Source organism: Mycobacterium sp. SMC-8 (assembly GCF_025263565.1).
Lineage (GTDB): Bacteria > Actinomycetota > Actinomycetes > Mycobacteriales > Mycobacteriaceae > Mycobacterium.
The window spans coordinates 3,403,570-3,422,877 of record NZ_CP079865.1 but is presented as its reverse complement, the minus strand read 5'-3'; the positions used below and the strand labels follow the sequence as shown (position 1 = coordinate 3,422,877).

Annotated in this window: 17 protein-coding genes; 6 read left to right on the top strand and 11 right to left on the bottom strand. The window is 69.1% G+C overall.

Annotated elements, in window-relative coordinates:
- Positions 1-31: 31 nt before the first annotated feature.
- Both KXD97_RS16575 and KXD97_RS16570 read left to right on the top strand, forming a co-directional pair.
- Positions 32-1,006 (top strand): NADPH:quinone oxidoreductase family protein, encoded by a 975-nt coding sequence (locus tag KXD97_RS16575; protein ID WP_260751122.1) that lies wholly within the window; start codon positions 32-34, stop codon positions 1,004-1,006.
- A 45-nt stretch (positions 1,007-1,051) separates the two neighbouring features.
- Positions 1,052-3,838: a LuxR family transcriptional regulator gene (locus tag KXD97_RS16570; protein ID WP_260758009.1), complete on the top strand. Its 2,787-nt coding sequence runs from the start codon at positions 1,052-1,054 to the stop codon at positions 3,836-3,838.
- On the opposite strand, the gene KXD97_RS16565 is transcribed toward KXD97_RS16570, so the two are convergent.
- The 6 genes from KXD97_RS16565 to KXD97_RS16540 form a co-directional block, all read right to left on the bottom strand.
- On the bottom strand, positions 3,831-4,613 hold the full coding sequence (locus KXD97_RS16565) for a glucose 1-dehydrogenase (RefSeq protein WP_260751120.1): 783 nt from the start codon (positions 4,611-4,613) through the stop codon (positions 3,831-3,833). The genes KXD97_RS16570 and KXD97_RS16565 overlap by 8 nt on opposite strands.
- A 20-nt stretch (positions 4,614-4,633) precedes the next feature.
- Positions 4,634-6,601 (bottom strand): NAD(P)/FAD-dependent oxidoreductase, encoded by a 1,968-nt coding sequence (locus KXD97_RS16560; protein ID WP_260751119.1) that lies wholly within the window; start codon positions 6,599-6,601, stop codon positions 4,634-4,636.
- 33 nt (positions 6,602-6,634) lie between these two features.
- Positions 6,635-7,513 (bottom strand): alpha/beta fold hydrolase, encoded by an 879-nt coding sequence (locus KXD97_RS16555; protein ID WP_260751118.1) that lies wholly within the window; start codon positions 7,511-7,513, stop codon positions 6,635-6,637.
- Between the two features lie 40 nt (positions 7,514-7,553).
- Positions 7,554-7,907, bottom strand: coding sequence for a Fe-S protein (locus tag KXD97_RS16550; RefSeq protein WP_260751116.1), 354 nt, complete (start codon positions 7,905-7,907; stop codon positions 7,554-7,556).
- 40 nt (positions 7,908-7,947) lie between these two features.
- Entirely contained in the window at positions 7,948-8,199 is a 252-nt protein-coding gene (locus KXD97_RS16545) for a hypothetical protein (RefSeq protein ID WP_313901303.1), read from the bottom strand.
- A 145-nt stretch (positions 8,200-8,344) separates the two neighbouring features.
- Positions 8,345-8,884: a cysteine hydrolase family protein gene (locus KXD97_RS16540; protein WP_260751114.1), complete on the bottom strand. Its 540-nt coding sequence runs from the start codon at positions 8,882-8,884 to the stop codon at positions 8,345-8,347.
- Between the two features lie 127 nt (positions 8,885-9,011).
- Between KXD97_RS16540 and gabT the strand changes: the two genes are divergently transcribed.
- The 4 genes from gabT to KXD97_RS16520 are packed head-to-tail and all read left to right on the top strand — an operon-like array spanning position 9,012 to position 14,175.
- Positions 9,012-10,364, top strand: coding sequence for a 4-aminobutyrate--2-oxoglutarate transaminase (gene gabT / locus KXD97_RS16535; RefSeq protein ID WP_260751113.1), 1,353 nt, complete (start codon positions 9,012-9,014; stop codon positions 10,362-10,364).
- A 21-nt stretch (positions 10,365-10,385) separates the two neighbouring features.
- Complete coding sequence (locus KXD97_RS16530) at positions 10,386-11,594, top strand: acyl-CoA dehydrogenase family protein (RefSeq protein WP_396884203.1); 1,209 nt, start codon at positions 10,386-10,388, stop codon at positions 11,592-11,594.
- A complete protein-coding gene (locus KXD97_RS16525; protein ID WP_260751112.1) occupies positions 11,591-13,051 on the top strand; it encodes an aldehyde dehydrogenase family protein in 1,461 nt (486 codons plus the stop codon). Before KXD97_RS16530 ends, KXD97_RS16525 begins: the two co-directional genes overlap by 4 nt.
- Positions 13,048-14,175: a CaiB/BaiF CoA-transferase family protein gene (locus KXD97_RS16520; protein ID WP_260751111.1), complete on the top strand. Its 1,128-nt coding sequence runs from the start codon at positions 13,048-13,050 to the stop codon at positions 14,173-14,175. The genes KXD97_RS16525 and KXD97_RS16520 overlap by 4 nt, the downstream gene beginning before the upstream one ends.
- On the opposite strand, the gene KXD97_RS16515 is transcribed toward KXD97_RS16520, so the two are convergent.
- Genes KXD97_RS16515 through KXD97_RS16495 form a run of 5 tightly spaced genes read right to left on the bottom strand, consistent with a single transcriptional unit; the run spans position 14,111 to position 19,303 of the window.
- Positions 14,111-15,625 carry a PucR family transcriptional regulator gene (locus tag KXD97_RS16515; protein WP_396884200.1) on the bottom strand — a complete coding sequence of 505 codons (1,515 nt, stop codon included), beginning with the start codon at positions 15,623-15,625 and terminating at the stop codon, positions 14,111-14,113. The two genes, KXD97_RS16520 and KXD97_RS16515, sit on opposite strands and share 65 nt — an antisense overlap.
- Positions 15,622-16,491 carry a gamma-glutamyl-gamma-aminobutyrate hydrolase family protein gene (locus KXD97_RS16510; protein WP_260751110.1) on the bottom strand — a complete coding sequence of 290 codons (870 nt, stop codon included), beginning with the start codon at positions 16,489-16,491 and terminating at the stop codon, positions 15,622-15,624. Before KXD97_RS16510 ends, KXD97_RS16515 begins: the two co-directional genes overlap by 4 nt.
- A complete protein-coding gene (locus tag KXD97_RS16505; protein WP_260751109.1) occupies positions 16,488-17,204 on the bottom strand; it encodes a gamma-glutamyl-gamma-aminobutyrate hydrolase family protein in 717 nt (238 codons plus the stop codon). The genes KXD97_RS16510 and KXD97_RS16505 overlap by 4 nt, the downstream gene beginning before the upstream one ends.
- Positions 17,205-17,921 carry an ABC transporter substrate-binding protein gene (locus KXD97_RS16500; protein WP_260751108.1) on the bottom strand — a complete coding sequence of 239 codons (717 nt, stop codon included), beginning with the start codon at positions 17,919-17,921 and terminating at the stop codon, positions 17,205-17,207.
- Positions 17,918-19,303, bottom strand: coding sequence for a glutamine synthetase family protein (locus tag KXD97_RS16495; protein WP_260751106.1), 1,386 nt, complete (start codon positions 19,301-19,303; stop codon positions 17,918-17,920). The genes KXD97_RS16500 and KXD97_RS16495 overlap by 4 nt, the downstream gene beginning before the upstream one ends.
- Positions 19,304-19,308: the final 5 nt, after the last annotated feature.

Sequence of the window (19,308 nt, the reverse complement as noted above, 5' to 3'; positions counted from 1 at the left end):
TGGTCTGCGACGACCATCAGGAAGGCCGGTAATGCGTGCGATACAGATAGCCGAACTCTCGGGCCCGCAAGCCGCCCGGCTCGTCGAGATCGACGAGCCCGCGGCCGACGACGCCACCGTGCTGGTGGATGTGCACGCCGCCGGCGTGGCTTTCCCCGACGCGCTGCAGTCCCGCGGGCTCTACCAGTACAAGCCGGCGATGCCCTACATCCCGGGCGCCGAGGTCGCCGGTGTGGTGCGCAGCGCGCCCGCCGACGCGCACGTGCGGCCCGGGGACCGCGTGGCCGGCCTGACGATGCTCTGCGGGGCGATGGCCGAAGTCGTTGCGCTGCAGCCGGAGCGGGTGTTCAAGCTGCCCGAATCACTGTCTTTCACGGACGGCGCGGGCATCTTGTTCAACGATCTGACGGTGCATTTCGCGTTGCGCACCCGCGGCCGTCTGCAGCCCGGCGACACCGTGCTGGTGCACGGCGCCGCCGGCGGCATCGGCACCTCGACGCTGCGTCTTGCGCCCGCGTTCGGCGCTTCGCGCACCATCGCGGTGGTCAGCACCGAGGACAAGGCGGAGGTGGCCCGCGCCGCCGGCGCGTCCGACGTCGTGCTCGCCGACGGGTTCAAGGACGCGGTCAAGGAGTTGACGGGTGGGCGCGGGGTGGACATGGTGGTCGACCCGGTCGGCGGCGACCGGTTCACCGACTCCCTGCGCTCGCTGGCCCAGGGCGGTCGACTGCTGGTGGTGGGGTTCACCGGCGGGGAGATTCCGACGGTGAAGGTGAACCGGCTGCTGCTCAACAACGTCGACGCGGTCGGGGTGGGCTGGGGCGCATGGACCATGACGCATCCCGGTTACCTGCAGGAGCAGTGGGCCGACCTGGAGCCGTTGCTGGCCTCGGGGGCGGTGCCGGCTCCCGACCCGGTGGTCTACCCGCTCGACCGCGCCGCCGAGGCGATCGCGTCGCTGGAGGAGCGCACCGCCAAGGGCAAGGTTGTGGTCGCGGTTCGATAGCGGAATGCCGCCGATATGGTGCGCGAGACTTTGCCCGCTGGGATGATGGGCCACGTGTCCGGCGCTGGGGAGCGATCAGTCGATGATCCGCGCGTTGCTGGTTTCCTGGCCTCGGCGTCAACTCAGCCGACCGGGCTCGTCATCGAGGGCGAGGCCGGGATCGGTAAGACCACCCTGTGGCTGCGCCAGCTTCGGCAGGCCGGCGAACATGGCTTCCGCGTGCTGACCGCCAGGGTCGGACAGGCGGAATCGGTGATGGCGTTCGCCGCGCTGGCCGACCTGCTCGGGGACGTCGAGGAGAACTACTTCACCCCGCTGCCCGCGCTGCAGCGGCTGGCGCTGGACCGGGTGCTACTGCGTGCCGGCGCCGACGGCCCGCCGACCGATCAGCGCACGGTGGCCGCCGGATTCGTGTCGGTGTTGCACGCGCTGGCCGAGGACTCGCCGGTGTTGCTCGCGATCGACGACGCGCAATGGCTGGACACCTCGAGTCGCGCGGCCGTGGAGTTCGCGGTCCGCCGCCTGCGCGGACCGTTCGGGGTGCTGGTGACCGAGCGGTGCGCACCCGGCGAGGGCGCGACCGCGGGCTGGTTGCGGCTGGACCGGCCCGACGGGTTGGACCGGATATTCGTGCGCCCGATGACCACCGGTGCGCTGCACGCGCTGATCTCCGAACGGCTGGGCCGCCCGCTGTCCCGGCCGTCGATGCTCCGCATCGCCGAGATCTCCGGCGGCAATCCGTTTTTCGCGCTCGAGCTGGCACATGCGATGGGTGACGGGCCGGCCACGGGCGAGCCGCCGCTTCCGGCGACGCTGGCGGAGGTGGTGCGGCGCCGCATCGGTCTGCTCGACGAACCGACCCGGTCGATGCTGCTCAGCGTCGCCTGTGTGGCCGACGCGACCGTGGAACTGCTGGGGCGGGCCCACGGCATCTCGGCAGCAGAGGTGACCGAACGGCTCGGACCGGCGGAGGCCTCGGGCATCGTCACCCTCGAGGGCAACCGGGTCCGGTTCACCCATCCGCTGCTGGCCAACGGGGTGTACACCGACGCCGGGCCGACGGCACGGCGCGCGATGCACCGCACGATGGGCGCGCTGGAATCCCAGCCCGAGTTGAAGGCCCGGCACCTGGCGCTCGCCTCGGCCAGCGGAGACGACGAGATCTTCGCCGCGCTCGACCAGGCCGCAGACTCCGCTCGGGCGCGCGGCGCACCGGCGGCGGCGGCCGAATTGGTCGATCTGGCTATCGGGCTCGGCGGCGACAACCCACTGCGCCGCATCAAGTCCGCCGAGAATCACTTTTTGGCCGGGGATACGGCCAAGGCCGCCGCCGCATTGGGAAGCGTCGACGCGATCGAGCCGCCGATCCTGCGGGCGTTGGCATCGAGCCTGCTGGCGACGGTGCGCATGTACGAGAACCAACATGCGGAAGCGGTTGCGCTGCTGCGCGGCGCGCTCGACGACGGGGCGGGCAACGTCGCGATCCTGGTGCAGGTGCTGTTGCGACTGTCGTTCGCGCTCAACAGCATCGGTGAGCTCGACGACGCCCGCCGGTATGTTCGCGACGCGGTCAAACTCGCCGAGGAACTCGGGGTACCGGGCATCACCAGCGCCGCCCTGGCGTGGTCGGTGCATGTGAACTTCCAGTGCGGCCACGGGCTCGACGAGGACGCGTTGCAGCGTGCCATGGACCTCTACGACAGCAGCCTGGACGTGCCGATCATCTTCCGGGCACCGTTCGTGCATGCGCTGGGGATGTCGTGGACCGGGCGCCTCGACCAGGCCCATGACGAACTGACGGCGGTGCGCGCGGTGTGCGTCGAGCGCGGGGCCGAGAGCGACATGATGGCCATCGCAGGGTTCTTGGCGATCAACCATCTGTGGCGAGGCCGGCTCGCCGACGCCCAGACCGAGGCCGCCGAGGCGGTCGAGCGCGCCCAGCAGCTCGGCGGGGACGACGTGCTGATCATCCCGATGACCGTGCGGGGTGCGTTGGCGGCCTACGCCGGGCAGGTGGACGACGCCCGCGCCGACGCCCGGTGGGTGCTCGGGGCTATCGCGAATCGGCAGGCCTCCCACATCGCCGACTGGCCGGGGATGACGTTGTGCTTTCTTGAGGAGTCTCTCGGCAATCACCGGGAAGCGCTGCAGGCGCTGGACGTGAAGTTCCTCGACACCGGCCGGACTCCGGCCACCGAGTTGATGTATGCGTGGCACCTGCCCGACGTCATCGAGGCGATGGTGGGAACGGGACGCCTCGACGACGCCGAGTTCCTCACCGCCGCACTGGAGCAGAACGGCATCGAGCACGACCGGCACTGGATGAAGGCGGTCGGCGCAAGGTGCCGCGCGATGCTGCTCGCAGCTCGCGGCGACGTGGTGGGGGCCGAACAGGTCGCACACCGCGCGATGGTCGAGCACGACCTTCTCCCGATGCCGTTCGAGCGGGCCCGCACCCAGCTTCTGCTCGGCCAGCTGCAGCGCCGGTTACGCCAGAAGCAGTCGGCGGCAACGAATCTGAACGCGGCGATGCAGACATTCGAGGAGCTGGGCACGCCGTTGTGGGCACGGCGGACACAGGCCGAGCTGGCCCGCGCGGTCGTCGCCCCGTCCGAGGATCTGAGTCAGTTGACGCCGTCCGAGCAGCGGGTCGCCGAGATGGCCGCGACCGGTGCGACCAACAAGGACATCGCGGCGGCGATGTTCATCAGCGCGAAGACCGTGGAGCACAACCTCACGAAGATCTACCGCAAACTGGGCATCAGCTCGCGCGCCGAACTGGGCAGGCGGATCGATCAGACCGGAACCGGCCCTCCCGGCGGGCTCAGGTGACCCATTCCGGCTGCTGGTCGACATTCACCGCGGAGAAATCCTTGTGCGCGAGACCGGCGATGGTGCCGCCGTCGACGACGAATTCGGCTCCGGTCGAATAGCTGGACTCATCGCCGGCCAGATACACCACGAGATTGCTGACCTCGTGCGGCTGGGCGATCCGGCCCAGCGCGGACTGGAAGATGTCCTCGGGCACCCAGTCGGCCATCGGGGTTTTGACCAAGCCGGGGTGCACCGAGTTCACCCGGATTCCGTACGGCCCCAACTCGAGGGCGACAGACTTGGTCAGGCCGCGGACGGCGAATTTGGTGGCGGTGTAGCCGTGGCAGCCTATGGTGCCGGCCATTCCCTCGATCGAGGAGATGTTGATGATCGAGCCCCGCCCGGCGCTCTTCATGATCGGTGTGACCGCCCGGATACCGAGGAACACGCCGGTGAGGTTGATGTCGAGGATGCGGTGCCATTCGGCGAGTTCGTAGTCCTCGACGGTGCCGATGTTCAAGATGCCGGCGTTGTTGACCAGGATGTCCAGGCTCCCGAACTCGGCGACCGCGGTGGCCACGGCCGCATCCCAGTCCTGCGGGCGGGTGACGTCGAGGTGCACGTAGCGGGCGACGTCGCCCAGCTCCTCGGCCACCTGCCCACCCTCGGCATCGAGGATGTCGCCACAGACGACCTTCGCACCGTGTGCGGCCATCACCCGGGCGTGCGAGGCGCCCATGCCTCTGGCCCCGCCGCTGATGAGCGCGACCTTGCCGGCAAGCCGTCCTGTCATGACTTCTCCTGTGCTCGAACTCATTTCAGTTCATAGTCGGCCGCGTCGGGCCGACTCGTCCATTTCCAGTAGTCGGCGATGCGCCACGCGAACAGCGTCGGCAGCTCCCCGGCGCTGTTCTTGTAGTAGCTGCTGACCGAGGGATGGGCGTAGACCATCGATTTCAACCGGTTCTGGCTGCGGCGGTCGTAATCGGTGCACACCTGCGCTTTGGGGGCGGCGCAGGCCGTGGCGGCGGCCAAGGTCATGTCGATGCAGCCGAGGATGTAGCGCATCTGACACTCGGAGTTGTAGATGATGCTGGCGCCGTTGACGGCGTTGGTGCCGGGACCGAACATGCAGTAGAAGTTCGGGAAGCCCGCCACCGTGACGCCGAGGTAGGCGAAGGCGGCGTCACCCCACACCTCGTTGAGCCCGAGCCCGCCGGTGCCGCGGATGTCGATCGGCCCGAGTTGATGGTTGACGTCGAATCCGGTGGCCCACACCAGCACATCGGCGCGACGGTGCATTCCGGTGACGTCGGTGACCCCGTCTGCGGTGATCTCGGCGATCCCGGCGGTGACCAGTTCGACGTCATTACGCTGCAGGGTGGTCAGCCAGGTGCCGTCATCCTGCAGGGTGCGCTTGCCCATCGGCGGATACATCGGGGTCACCTGGGCGAGAAGTTCCTCGTCGTCGGTGAAGGCCCGCATCCATGCGATGAACATGTCCCGGATCCCCTGATTGCCTGCGCTGACCGATAATCCACCGGTGTCCCAGTCCGGGTCGATCGTGATCTGCTCGTCGAGCGCGTCGGCGATCGGCCACCATGACACGAAGCGCAACCACCGGCCGTAGTACGGCAGGTGCCGGATCGCCCATCGAGCGGCGGCGCTGACGGCCTCGTGGTAGTGCACATTGGGCGCCATCCACTGCGGTGTGCGCTGATAGACGTCGACGTGCGCGGCGGTGCCGGCGATCGCCGGAACGAGCTGGAATCCGCTGGCGCCGGCGCCGATCACCGCGACGCGTTTGCCGGCCACCTCGATGGTGTCGTCCCAGTCCGCGGTGTGGCAGGACGGCCCGGTGAAGTCGTCGGCGCCCTTGATGTCCGGGATGACCGCGGTGCTGAACTGGCCGACGGCGCAGATCAGCCCACAGGCGGTCAGTTCCTCGACGGCGCCGTCGAGGTCGTCTCGGCCGCGTACCTGGACCTGCCAGCGGGCGGCCTGTTCGTCCCACACCGCGCCGGTGACCTCGGTGTCGAAGCGGATGTGTTCGGCGATGCCGTAGCGGTCGGTGACGTCGCGCAGGTACTGCAGGATCTCGGGTTGCGTGGCGTAGTGGTGCTCCCAGTGGTCGGTCGGCTCGAACGAGTACGTGTAGTACTGGCTGGCGATGTCGACCCGGCAGCCCGGATAACGATTCGCCAGCCAGGTTCCACCGACGCCGGATTGCCGCTCGACGATGGTGAACGGCACGCCGGCCTGTTTGAGCTTGATGCCGGCCAGCAGTCCCGCCTCTCCCGCACCGATCACGACGACCGGGAACCCCGCACGCTGCTCGGGGGTCGACACCGGCACGGGGCCGTTCTGGTCGGTATCGGTGACCCGCAGATCGGCGGCGATGTAGTCGACGAGTTCGTCGGTGACCTGGCCGGCGGAGATGACGTCGAGCATCACCCGCAGCTGATGCCTGTCAGGCACGAACGGTGCCGGGCACCCCCGGTCGCGGTAGTCGCGGGCGACATGAAATGCCTTGTCGCGCACCGTCTGTTTGTCCGATTCGGTCATCCCGCCCTGCAGGTCCATCGCGATGAGCATGAAGGGGCGCGGCAGTTCGTCGAGGATCCGCAGATCGCCGGTCATGTGCACCATCGACATCAGCAGTGCCGGCACGCTGGCGTCGTCGATCGCGGCGCGCAGCACCGCGTCGTCGTCATCGAAAGGAAGTCCGGTCAAGCGGGTCAGCTCGGGGCTGCGCACGTCCTCGGCAGTGAGATGCGGCACGGACCGACCATACGCGCGGCGGTCAGTGGATGGTCACGGTTTGGCGACTTCGACACGGGCCAGGAATTCGAGCACCGCGTCAGCGAACAGATCGTTGCGGTCCCCGGCCACCATGTGTCCGGCGCCGTCGACGTCGACGAAGGCGATCTGCGGGAAGCGCTCAAGAAATGCCTCGGCGCGCTCACGGCTGACCAGGTCGCTGACCTGACCGCGCACCAGCAGCATCGGCACCCCGTCGGACAGGATCGCGTCGACGGCCGTGTGCAGGCGGTCGGTGTCGGTGACCTCGAGCGGCGGTTTGGCCGCCGATCCGTCGATGAACTGCGGGTCCCAATGCCAATACCAGCGGTCTCCCCTGCGGCGCAGATTGTTTCGCAAGCCGTCGAGGTCCGACGGACGGGGCCGGTGCGGGTTGAACTCGGCGATCATGTCGGCGACCTCGTCGAGCGAGCCGAAGCCGTCGACCATCTTCTCGGCCATGAACGCGTGGATTCTCTGCGCGCCCGAGGGGTCCATGTCGGGCACGATGTCGACGAGGACGACCGCCGCGGCGATGCCACGCTCGAGCTCACCGGCGAGCAGCATCGAGGTCAGACCCCCGAGTGAGGCGCCCACCAGCACCGGGTGCGGCGGCAACCGGTGCAGGATCGCGGCCACGTCGGCGGCGAAGCTGGCCACCCGGTAGTCACCGTCGGGCGACCAGTCGGACTCGCCGTGGCCGCGCAGGTCGACGGTGACGGCCTGCCAGCCGCGGCGGGCCACCGCGGCAGCGGCCTTGCCCCACGACCGCCGGGTCTGACCGCCACCGTGCAGGAACACCACGGCACGCGCGCCGGGTTCCCCTAGCCGGTCGGCGACGATCCGGACGCCGCCGTGCCCGTCGGTGAGGAAGTGCTCCGGCGCAGAGGTCATGCCCGGATGGTAAGCGGACGTCTCCCGCTGACGACGGACGTCACCACACCACGGCGAGCGCCGCCGCAGCGAACGACAGCGCCCCGACCCCGTAGAACAGCGGGCGCGGCACCGCGTCGCCGGTGCGCTTCTGCCGGGCGCTGCCCATGCCGAGGAGCGCGCCCAGGATCACCAGGATCACCAGCTTGATCCCGATCTTCGGGTAGTTCAGGTCGATCCCGGCGGGCCATGGGGCGGCCAGTGCGAGACCGGTCACCAGCGAGACCAACAAGCCGTAGTCCATCACCCGGGTGGTGCGGAAGCGGCCCGCTGCGGCCTCGGTCACCCATGCCCCGAACGTGATGGCAAAGCCGACGATGTGCAGCAAAACAACTACAGAGCGTAGTACTTCCATGTCGCGAGGCTACCTCAGTCGTGGTGGCCCTACCGGGAAATCACATCGGCGGCGTGCCGGGGGGCACCCGGTAGCAGTTCGTCCCACCGATCCCGAGCACGTAGACCGTGTCGCACCGGATGAAACTGCCGTCGGGATCGGGCGGATAGTCGCACCGGCCGCCGCCGTTGCCGCCATACATGCCACTGGGCCCGGTACACGGTTGCGCAGACACCGGCACCGCAGACACCAGCACGGATGTGACCAACGCCGTCGCCGCACCCGCGGCCGTCAACACTTTCCCCGTTGTCATGACATCACTCCTTCCCCACCGCCCCGGTGAGGCGGCAGACCCGGAAGCCCGGCGATGCCCGAGGAGAACACGCACCGACCTCCGGTACATGTATCCATCGCGATTGTCCTCCCGCCGCCCGGTCGCGCACAGGCGTTTCACACGGTCAGGGCAAGCATTCGGTCGACTTGGACAGTTCGGCCTTCATGTTGCGGCCCATCATCTCCAGGGCCGCCCTGCCGAGCTTCCCGTCGATGTGCGCCACCGCATCGGGTGGCACCACGACGTCGTAGTGACGGACGTATCCGTCCAGGGCGGTGTAAAGGATGCACTGCTCGGTGACCTGTCCGGTGAGGATGATCCGGCGGGCACCGAGGCGGCTGAGCAGATAGTCCAGCGGGGTGGCATAGAACGCGCTGTGACGCACTTTGGTCAGGAAACGCGCGTGGGGCGCGGGCACCAGCGGGCGGACCAGCTCCGGGCGAGCGCCTTCGAGCGCCCCCTTGATGATGTCGATGTGGTTGGCCGTGAAGTCGCCGTAGTTGTCGTTGACGTAGATGAGGTCGACGCCGTCGTGTTCGGCGGCCCGGGCGACGAGTTCGGCGATCGGTTCGACCACGTCGGCGGCGCTGTCGGCCAACTGCTCGGCGTCGGGATGGTCGTAGGTGTTGAACATGTCGATCACCAGCAGCGCGGTATCACTCATGCCGTACTGATAACCGCACCGGCGCGGGTTGAATCCGGTCGACCAGCGCCGACATGGACATGTCCGGCGGCGCCGCTGTCCATCACGGCGATACGCGACCGCGCCCGCCGGTTCCTACGCTGACCCCATGACAGCGTCTCTGATCGGCGGCCCCGCACTCGCGCAGGTCCGCCGGGTGCACACCGAGATCCCCGGCCCCCGCTCCGTCGAACTCGCGCAGCGCCGCAGCGCCGCCCTTCCGGCCGGACTGACCAGCGGCGCCGGTGTCTACGTGGCTGCGGCCGGCGGCGGGGTGATCGTCGACGTGGACGGCAATTCGTTCATCGACCTCGGCAGCGGGATCGCGGTCACCACCGTCGGCAACTCGGCGCCGGCCGTCGTCGAGCGCGCCACGGCACAGCTGGCCGAGTACACCCACACCTGCTTTCTGGCCACCCCGTACGAGCCGTACATCGAGGTCGCCGAACGACTGAACCGGCTCACGCCGGGCCACCACCCCAAACGCACCGCGCTGTTCAACACCGGCAGCGAGGCCGTCGAGAACGCGGTCAAATACGCGCGCGCGGCGACCGGCCGGCAGGCGGTGGTGGTGTTCGACCACGCCTTCCACGGCCGCTCGCTGCTCACCATGACGATGACGGCGAAGAACCAGCCGTACAAGCACGGCTTCGGACCGTTCGCACCCGAGGTCTACCGGGCGCCGATGGCCTACCCGTTCCGCTGGCCGTCGGGTCCACAGAACTGCGCCGAGGAGGCCTTCGCACAGTTCGCCCAACTCGTCGACGCGCAGATCGGCGCGGACGCGGTGGCCTGCGTGGTGGTCGAACCGATTCAGGGCGAGGGAGGTTTCATCGTGCCCGCCGAGGGCTTCCTGCAGTCGGTGGCCGAGTTCTGCCGCGAGCGCGGCATCCTGTTGGTCGCCGACGAGGTACAGACCGGGATCGCGCGCACCGGCGCCTGGTTCGCCAGCGAACACGACGGACTGGTGCCGGATCTGATCACCACCGCCAAAGGGTTGGCCGGCGGGCTGCCGCTGGCCGCGGTCACCGGACGTGCCGACGTCATGGACGTCGCCCACGCCGGCGGGATCGGCGGGACCTACAGCGGCAATCCCGTCGCATGCGCGGCCGCACTGGGTGTGTTCGAGGAGATCGAGACCCGCGGACTGGTCGAGCGCGCCCGCGCCGTCGGCGACGCGATGACCGCGGCGCTGCGAAACATCGCCGCCACCACCGACGTCATCGGCGAGATCCGCGGTCGCGGCGCCATGATCGCCGCCGAGCTCGTGGTGCCCGGCAGCGGCGAGCCCAACCGCGACGCGGTGGCCGCGATCACCACGCACTGTCAGCGCAACGGCGTACTGACGTTGACCGCAGGCACTTTCGGCAACGTGCTGCGGTTCCTGCCGCCTCTGTCCATTCCCGACGAGCTGCTCACCGAGGCGTTCGACGTCCTCGCTGACGGATTCGCCGCCCTGTAGTCCCGACCAGGAGTTGACCCGATGACCACCATGACCGCACCGCGCACGAAGTCCGTCTACTCGCCGCTGGAATTGTTCGACACCGCCCGCTTGCTCGAACACGACGAACGTGAGATCGCGGCCACTGTAAGGAAATTCGTCGACACCGAACTGCGACCCAACATCGAGGGCTGGTTCGAGTCGGCCACGCTGCCCCGTGAGCTCGGCCGCCGCTTCGGCCAGCTCGGCGTGCTGGGCATGCATCTGCAGGGTTACGGCTGCGCCGGCACCAACGCCGTCGGCTACGGACTGGCCTGCCTGGAGCTGGAGGCCGGCGACAGCGGCTTCCGCAGCTTCGTCTCGGTGCAGGGCTCGCTGTCGATGTTCTCGATCTACCGCTACGGTTCCGAGGAGCAGAAGAACGAGTGGCTGCCGCGGCTGGCCTCGGGTGAGGCCATCGGGTGCTTCGGCCTGACCGAACCTGACTTCGGCTCCAATCCCGCCGGCATGCGCACCCGCGCCCGGCGTGACGGCGCCGGAGACAACGCAGACTGGGTGCTCAACGGCACCAAGATGTGGATCACCAACGGCAACCTGGCCGACGTCGCGACCGTGTGGGCGCAGACCGACGAAGGTGTCCGGGGTTTCCTGGTGCCCACCGACACACCAGGATTCACAGCGAACGCGATCCACCGCAAGCTCTCGCTGCGGGCGTCGGTGACCTCGGAGCTGGTGCTCGACAACGTCCGGCTACCCGCGTCGGCGCAGCTGCCGGAGGCTGTCGGGTTGAGCGCTCCGTTGTCCTGCCTGAACGAGGCCCGCTTCGGCATCGTGTTCGGTGCGCTCGGCGCCGCCCGCGACAGCCTGGAGACGACGATCGCCTACGCCCAGACCCGTGACGTCTTCGACAAACCCCTCGCCGGTTACCAGCTGACTCAGGAGAAACTGGCCAACATGAGCGTCGAACTGGGCAAGGGCATGCTGCTGGCCATCCACCTGGGCCGGATCAAGGACGCCGAGGGCGTGCGTCCGGAACAGATCAGCCTCGGCAAGCTCAACAACGTACGCGAGGCGCTGGCCATCGCACGTGAGTGCCGCACAGTGCTGGGCGGCAGCGGCATCACGCTGGAGTACTCGCCACTGCGCCACGCCAACAACCTGGAGTCCGTGCTGACCTACGAGGGCACCTCGGAAATGCACTTGTTGTCCATCGGCAAGGCGCTGACCGGCCACGCGGCATTCCGCTCATGACGGCATCGGTACGGCATCTGATCGGCGGCCACTGGATCGACGGAAGGGGTCAGTCGCTGCTGAGTGTGAACCCCGCCCGCCCGGATGTCGTCGTGGCCGAGGGCAGTTGCGCCGTGGCAGGCGATGTCGACACTGCGGTCGCCGCGGCGGCCGCGGCAAACACATCCTGGGCAGCGACGCCGCTGCACCAGCGGGGCGCGGTGCTGCTGGCCGCGGCGGACCTGGTCGAGCGCAACGCCGAACCGTGGGGGCTCGAGCTCGCCGTCGAGGAGGGCAAGACGCGGGTCGAAGGCGTCGGCGAAGTGCGCCGGGCCGCCCAGATCCTGCGCTATTACGGCAACGAGGGCGACCGGCAGGCCGGCGAGATCTTCGCCTCACCCCGCGCCGGTGAACAGATTCTCATCACCCGCAAGCCACTGGGCGTCGTCGGCGTCATCACCCCGTTCAACTTCCCGATCGCGATCCCGGCATGGAAGATCGCACCGGCGCTGGTCTACGGCAACACCGTGCTGTGGAAGCCGGCGAGTACCGTTCCGCTGCTGGCGATCCGACTCGCGGAGGCGCTCACCGACGCCGGCCTGCCGCCGGGTGTGCTCAACCTCCTGATCGGCGACTCGGACATCGGCGAAGCGTTGGTCGACCATCCCGGCCTGGACGGGATCACCTTCACCGGGTCCACCGTTGTGGGACGTCGGATCGCGGCCGCGGCCGCGGCCCGAGGTGTGCCGGCACAGGCGGAGATGGGCGGCAAGAACGCCGCCGTGGTGCTCGACGACGCCGACATCGACCTCGCGGTGGAGCAGGTGATGCTGGGCGCGTTCCGGTCCACCGGCCAGAAGTGCACGGCCACTTCGCGTCTGATCGTGACGGCCGGAATCGCCGACCGCTTCCGGGACGCGTTGCTCGCGCGCGCCCGGGAGCTGCGTGTGGGCGACCCTGTCGACGACGCGACACAGATGGGACCGGTGGTGAGCGCCGCGGCCCAGCAGTCCATCTCGGCCGGCGTCGACGCGGCTGTCGACCAGGGCGCCACGGTGCTCACCGGCGGCCGGCCCTATACCGAGGGCATGCTGGCCCATGGCTACTTCGTCGCGCCGACGATCCTCGAACTCGACGGCGCCCACGCCGACGTCTGGACCGACGAGCTGTTCGGGCCGGTGCTGGCCATCCGGCGCGCCGCCGACGCCGACGAGGCGTTCGCGCTGGCCGATGACAGCGAGTTCGGGCTCTCTGCAGCGGTTTTCACCCAGGACCTGACCCGCGCCCTGCAGGCCGTCGATCAGATCGATGTCGGGGTGCTGCACGTCAACTCGGAGTCGGCGGGCGCCGACCCCCATGTCCCGTTCGGCGGGGCGAAGAAGAGTGGGCTCGGCCCCAAGGAGCAGGGCCCGGCCGCGCGCGATTTCTTCACCCACACCACCACCGTGTATCTGCGTGGCGGCAGGGCAGGTTCGTGACCGGCGCCCTCGACGGCGTCGTCGTCGTCGACTTCAGCCGCGTGCTGGCCGGCCCGTACGCGACGATGATGCTGGGTGACTTCGGCGCCGAGGTCATCAAGGTGGAGCGGCCGGGCACCGGCGACGACACCAGGCAGTGGGGACCGCCCTACGATGCCTCCGGCGTGGCCACGTATTTCAACGCCGTCAACCGCAACAAGCGCTCCGTGGTGCTCGATCTGTCCTCCCCCGACGGGCAGCAGGCGGCCCGCGACCTGGTCGCCGGGGCGGACGTCGTCGTGGAGAATTTCCGGCCCGGCACCATGGAGAGACTCGGGCTGGGCTACCAGGATCTGCGTGCGATCCGCCCCGATGTGATTTATTGCGCCATCACCGGTTTCGGCCGCGGCGGCGGGGCGTCCCTGCCCGGGTATGACCTGCTGGTGCAGGCCGTCGGCGGCTTGATGAGCGTGACAGGCACCGGTGAGGACCCCACCAAGGCGGGCGTGGCGCTGGTCGACGTGTTGGCCGGGCTGCACGCGCTGAGCGGGATTCTGGCCGCGCTGGCCCACCGCGGCCGCACCGGTGAGGGGCAACGCGTGGACACCGATCTGTTCTCCGTTCTGTTGTCGTCGATGGTCAACCAGGCATCCGGCTTCCTGGGTGCCGGCGTGGTTCCGACCATGATGGGTAACCGGCATCCCAGCATCGCGCCGTATCAGACGTTCGACACCGCGGACCGTCCGATCGCGGTGGCCGTCGGCAACGACAAGCAGTTCACCGCGTTCAGCGCTGCGATCGGCATGCCCGAACTGGCCCGGGATGCGCGCTTCGTCACCAACCCGGACCGAGTGGCCCACCGGGATGTGTTGTGCACGTTGATCGAACCGGCCTTGAAGGCGCACGGCGCCGACCACTGGTACCACACGCTGACCAAGCTGGGCGTGCCGGCCGGCCCGATCAACGATCTGGCCGAGGCGTTCGCGTTCGCCGAGAGCCTGGGCATCGACGCGACGGTGCAGGTGCCGGGCAGCCCGGCGCCTCAGGTCGCCAACCCGATCACGATGTCTGCCACCCCGGTCACCTACCGCAGTGGACCGCCGGCGCTGGGGGCGGACGGCTCTGCAACAACTGCCGGGCCTTGACCGCCAGCCACAGCCGGGTGCGCGAATCCGCCGAGCTCAGATCGTCGCCGAGCAGCACGCGGATGCGCCGCATCCGATTGCGCATCGTGTGCCGGTGAATGCGCAGTTCGGCGGCTGCGGCCTCGGTCTGACCGTTGTGCCTCAGGTAGACCGCCAAGGTCCGGATCAGGTCGCCGTCCTGGCCCTCGAGGGAATCGAGATCACCTGAGAGCATCCGTAATTCGGATGGACTGCGTCCGTCGAGAAGGAATCCGAGTGGCCCGAGGTCGCCGAATGAGGTGAAACTGCCCGTGCCGGACTGTGCGGCCATGCGGGCCTGCTGCAGGCCGGCGCCGATGTCGGTGAGCGGCACCGGCCGGCTGGCTCCCCCGCCGGGTGACGGCACGAGTCCGGCGAGCACTGTGTCGATACGGTCCCGGCTTCCGTTGACGGGTAGGACGATCGCGATGTCGGCTCCGCTCGCGGTCATCAGGTAGGGGCCGGTCCCGGCGAGCGAGCGGCCCAGGCTGTCCTCGGCGGCCAGCACAGGTCCCACACCGTCGAGCACCACCACGGTCACCTCGTCGGCGGGGTCGAAGCCGAAGTACCGCAGCACGCCGTCGTCGACGGTGCCGTGCCCGGCCAGCAGCTCCCGCGTCACCGCCGAGCGCAGACGTTGTTCGGCATCGACCACACGGGCCGGCTTCTCCAACGCGAGGGAGATCAGCGAAACCGCGTGGGCGACGAGCAGGCGTTCGGTATCCGACAGCGGGGCGACGGTGCGCACCACGAGATGCCCGCGGACGGCCTGACCGGCGCGCAGCCTCTGGATGGTCAGCAGCGCGTCACCGTCGGACACCACGGCCGCGGCCCGGCAGCCGCCGCGTGTGGCCGACTCCGCCAGCGCCGAGATGAGCCGTTGGTCGCCGGTCCCGCCGGTGGCGAGCACACGTCCGTCCGCGCCGACCGCGACGACGACAGAGGACAGGCATTCGGCCAGCGTGCCGACCACGCCGGGGATACCTCCGCGCAGCGTCGCCCGCGCCAGCACCTCCTGCCGGTCGACGACGTGCTGTACGGCGCGGAGCTGGTCGGCCTTCACGGCGTCGATGACGACGCGGGCGATCGCGATGAACGGCGTCGACGCCGGCACCCGCAAGACCGGAACACCGTGTGCGTCTCCGGCAGCGAGCACACCGGAGGGAACCTCCGAGAGCGTGGTGCCGGTGTCCACCGCCAACGCCGAGACACCGGCCGCGGCCAGCCGCGCAACGTAGGCTGCCTGCGCCCCGGTGTCGACGCCGATGTTGATGCCGGTGGTCATCACGAGTTCACCGCCGCTCAGATACGGTGTCGGATCGGCCAACTCGATTGCATGGGCCCAGGCGATGTCGCGCGTGGCGCCTTGCCGGCCCGCGACCAGCATCAGGCCGAGATGGTCGACCTGACACAGGTTCCGTGCGGTGATCACCCCTGCGACGCCGCCGCGGCGGCACCGGTCAGTCGGGAGCGCTCCGCGGCCGTGGTGTCTCGGGAGCGCTCCGCGGCCGTGGTGTCTCGGGAGCGCTCCGCGGCCGTGACGAACGCGGCGAACAGCCGCATCCGGTCTTCTTCCGGCCCGTCGTCGTCCTCGGGGTGCCACTGCACGCCCAGGTAGAACTTGTCGGGATCCTCGACCCCCTCGGTGATGCCGTCGAGCGCACGGGCTGCGACCACGAGACCGCGGCCGAGCGTGTCCACCGCCTGATGGTGTCCGGATCGTCCGGTCACCCGCTCGGTGCCCAGGATCGACGCCAGCCGGGTGCCCGGCATGATGTCGATCGGTTCGTCGACGAACTCCGGTTCGCCCGGCGCGCCGTGATGCAGCGCGTAATCGACGATGTCACCGATGACGGTGCCACCGCGGGCGACGTTGAGCAATTGGGAGCCGCGGCAGATACCGAAGATCGGTCGACCAGCCGCCTCGGCCGCGGCGATCGCGGCGAACGCATCGCGGTCGGCACGTGCGTCCACCCCGTAGGACTTCGGGTGCTGCGCCGCCCCGCCGTAGCAGGACGCGTCGATGTCGCCACCGCCGAGCAGCAGCAGACCGTCGAAATTCGCAGCGGCAGCCGGGTTTTCCAGCGGGACAGTGGTGTCCCAGAGCTCGAAACCGGCACCGAGGTCGACGAGAGTGTTCAGCGCCACGCGGGTGAAGCGCCGGATCAGCGCGACGTCCTCGGCGCTGATTTCGGGGTAGTTCAGCGACGCGAGGACGCAGACGTGGGCGCGCGGCTTCTCCGGGGCGGGACGCTCCGGGGCGACATCCTGCGGGCGCACCCGGTCGACGGCGGTCATGTGCTGGAGTCCTTTCGTTTGCGGGCGCGGTCCACCAGATCGGCGAACAGGGCCGCGTCGGTGACGGAGTCGGCGTGGCGGTCCTCAGGGTGCCACTGGACCGCCACGATATCCGCGCGGCGGTGCTCGACGGCCTCGATGACACCATCGGCGGCCAGAGCGGAGACGGTCAAACCGGGGGCAAGCCGGTCGATGGCCTGGTGATGATAGGACGAGACGTCGATGGTCTGTACGCCCACGATCGCGTGCAGCCGCGATCCCCGTTTGACATGCACATGGTGAATCGCGTTGTGATGCAGGGTTTCTGTCTCGACAACGTGCTGGGTCAGGGTGCCGCCGAGGGCGACGTTGAGGACCTGCATGCCCCGGCAGATCGCCAGGGCGGGCATGTCGAGATCGATCACCGCCCGGGTGACGCCGAGGTCGAAGTCGTCCTGGAACGCCACCGCGCCCGTGGTCTCGGGTGCCGGTTCGGCCCCGTACCGGCTCGGTTCGACGTCGGCGCCGCCGGGCAGCAGCACCCCGTCGAAGCGCCTCAGCCGCCGCGGCAGCTCGGTCAGCGGGTCGGCGGCAGGCCCGTGCAGGATCACCGGTTCGCCACCGGCGGCCCACACCGCCTCGCAGATGGCCTCCGCGGCGAGAGTCGCCGAGAAGCGCAGAATCGGCACCTGCGCAGCCCGGCGTCCCACCACCGCCACCAACGGTCGGGTCACTCAGTCCCCTGCGAACGGGTAGTCGAGCGTCGGCAACCATTCCTCCCAGACTTTGCGCAGCCGCCCGGACTCGATGAGCCGGTCCAGCGCCCCGTCGAGCTCGGCAAGGGTGTCGGGACGGTCCTTGGCCACCGCGATGCCCCACCGGTTGCCGGTCGGCACCGTGAACGCCAGCTCGTAGTCGGGGTGGGTGGCACCCAGCGGGACGAAGACGACATCGTCGTCGACCACGGCGTCCACCTCGCCGGCCGACAGCGCGGCCAGCATGTCGGCATACACATCGTCTGACCCCGCACCGAACGCGACCGGCTCAGCCCCGGAGAACGTCTGGGCCAGCGCCATGTTGGTGCTGTTCTCGATCGCAGCGACCCTGCAGCCCACCAGGTCCTCCGGCGCGTGGATGCCGGAGCCGCGCCGAACCAGCACACCCTCGTGGAAGATCGCATACGGACGGGTGAAGTCGACCTGCTCCTGCCGCGCGGCCGTGATGCCCTGCCCGCACAGCACCGCGTCGGCGTCGCCGCGCTGCACCGCCGGGATCATGTCGACCCACGGCACCCTGACCCATTCGATCGGCCGGCCGAGTTCGGCCCCGAGGATCTCGGCGACGCCCGGTTCGTAACCTTTCCGTCCGGCTTCCGGGGTCCACAGCGAGAACAGCGGCGGCGCCTCGGCGTCGAGGCAGGCCAGCCTCAGCGCGTCCGAAGCCCCGGTCACGGTGCGTCATTCCAATACATCTCGCGCTCCCATTCGGTCACGTGTCCACAGAAACGAGCCCACTCATCGGCGTGGAAGTCGACGAGCAATGCTGACAACTCCGGTCCGAACGCCTGGTTCAGCACCTCGTCGGCGCGGAAGGCCCCGATCGCCTCACCGAGCGTCAGCGGCAGCGCCGGGAACCGGCCGTCGACGGGGGCGTCGTAGGACGAACCCTGGGTGGGCTGTCCGGGGTCGGTGGCATTCTTCATGCCGTCCTCGCACGCGGCGAGGATCACCGCATGCGACAGGTACGGGTTGACGGCGGCGTCGGGCAGCTTGTACTCGAGGCGGCCGACAGCCGAGAGCCGGACCGTGCAGGTCTTGTTGTCCAGACCCCAGTTGATCCGCGAGGGAGCGAATTGTCCGGCATCCCAGTACCGTTTGTACGAGTTCACCGTGGAGCCGTTGATCAGCATGGCACCCGCGGAGTGTGCCAGCAGCCCGCCGAGCGCGTGCCGTCCGAGTTCGGACAGATGCAGTTCGGTGATGCCGGGCTCGGCGAGCACGTTGACGTCGTCGCGCCACAGGCTGAAGTTGTGGTGGCATCCGTTGCCCATCATGCCGGTGGCCGGCTTGGGCATGAAACTGGCGTGGATGCCGAGTTCGCGGGCCACCTGTTTGCAGATCTGCCGGTAGGTGGTGAGCCGGTCCGCGGTGAGATCGGCGCGGTCGTACATGAAGTTGAGTTCGACCTGGAACTCGTCCTCGTAGTCGCCTTCGATCATGTCCAGTCCGAGCGCCTGGGCGTACTCGACGACCTTCTTCACGATCGGCCGATTCCGTTCGAGATGCTCGATGTGGTAGGCCGGGCTGGAGCCGGGGCGGAACTGGGCCTCCAGTCCGTCGCTCTGCCAGGTCATCTCGGGTTCGCAGCCGGTGCGCAGTTCCAGACCGGTCCGGTCGGTGAAGCCGGTGAGCATCCGGCGCAGCAGTCCTCTGGTGTCGCAGGCGAATTCGGCGCCGGCGCGGTCGGAGAGGTGATCCGGTTCGTAGAGGCGGCAGAACACGCGGGCGAAGCTGGTGTCCCACGGAAGCACCGCGAACGTGTCCAGGTCCGGGACGGCGGTGTATTCCGGAGCGTTGACCCCGCCGGCCAGGAGTATGCCCTCGCGGGTCCCTTGCAGGTTCGCGATCGCGGTCTGGTGCTGCTGCACGCCGCGGATCGCGAGACGCTCGAAATGCCGCGCAGGAGCGACCTTGCCGACCACCCGACCGGTGATGGTGATCGCCTGGAAGTACACGTACTCGACGCCGCGGTCGGCGATGGTGGACAGCGCGGCGGTGAGTTCCGGGCTGCCGGCGTTCGCCTCGCGGTGCAGGTCAAGGGGTGTGATGGTCATGGCCG

What these genes read in the sequence shown, in the direction of transcription:
- gabT (WP_260751113.1), top strand. Translation starts at nt 9,012, where the DNA reads ATGACAGCGTCTCTGATCGGCGGCCCCGCACTCGCGCAGGTCCGCCGG.
- KXD97_RS16550 (WP_260751116.1), bottom strand. Translation starts at nt 7,907, where the DNA reads ATGGAAGTACTACGCTCTGTAGTTGTTTTGCTGCACATCGTCGGCTTT.
- KXD97_RS16570 (WP_260758009.1), top strand. Translation starts at nt 1,052, where the DNA reads ATGGGCCACGTGTCCGGCGCTGGGGAGCGATCAGTCGATGATCCGCGC.
- KXD97_RS16575 (WP_260751122.1), top strand. Translation starts at nt 32, where the DNA reads ATGCGTGCGATACAGATAGCCGAACTCTCGGGCCCGCAAGCCGCCCGG.
- KXD97_RS16530 (WP_396884203.1), top strand. Translation starts at nt 10,386, where the DNA reads ATGACCACCATGACCGCACCGCGCACGAAGTCCGTCTACTCGCCGCTG.
- KXD97_RS16495 (WP_260751106.1), bottom strand. Translation starts at nt 19,303, where the DNA reads ATGACCATCACACCCCTTGACCTGCACCGCGAGGCGAACGCCGGCAGC.
- KXD97_RS16525 (WP_260751112.1), top strand. Translation starts at nt 11,591, where the DNA reads ATGACGGCATCGGTACGGCATCTGATCGGCGGCCACTGGATCGACGGA.
- KXD97_RS16545 (WP_313901303.1), bottom strand. Translation starts at nt 8,199, where the DNA reads ATGACAACGGGGAAAGTGTTGACGGCCGCGGGTGCGGCGACGGCGTTG.
- KXD97_RS16510 (WP_260751110.1), bottom strand. Translation starts at nt 16,491, where the DNA reads ATGACCGCCGTCGACCGGGTGCGCCCGCAGGATGTCGCCCCGGAGCGT.
- KXD97_RS16565 (WP_260751120.1), bottom strand. Translation starts at nt 4,613, where the DNA reads ATGACAGGACGGCTTGCCGGCAAGGTCGCGCTCATCAGCGGCGGGGCC.
- KXD97_RS16555 (WP_260751118.1), bottom strand. Translation starts at nt 7,513, where the DNA reads ATGACCTCTGCGCCGGAGCACTTCCTCACCGACGGGCACGGCGGCGTC.
- KXD97_RS16540 (WP_260751114.1), bottom strand. Translation starts at nt 8,884, where the DNA reads ATGAGTGATACCGCGCTGCTGGTGATCGACATGTTCAACACCTACGAC.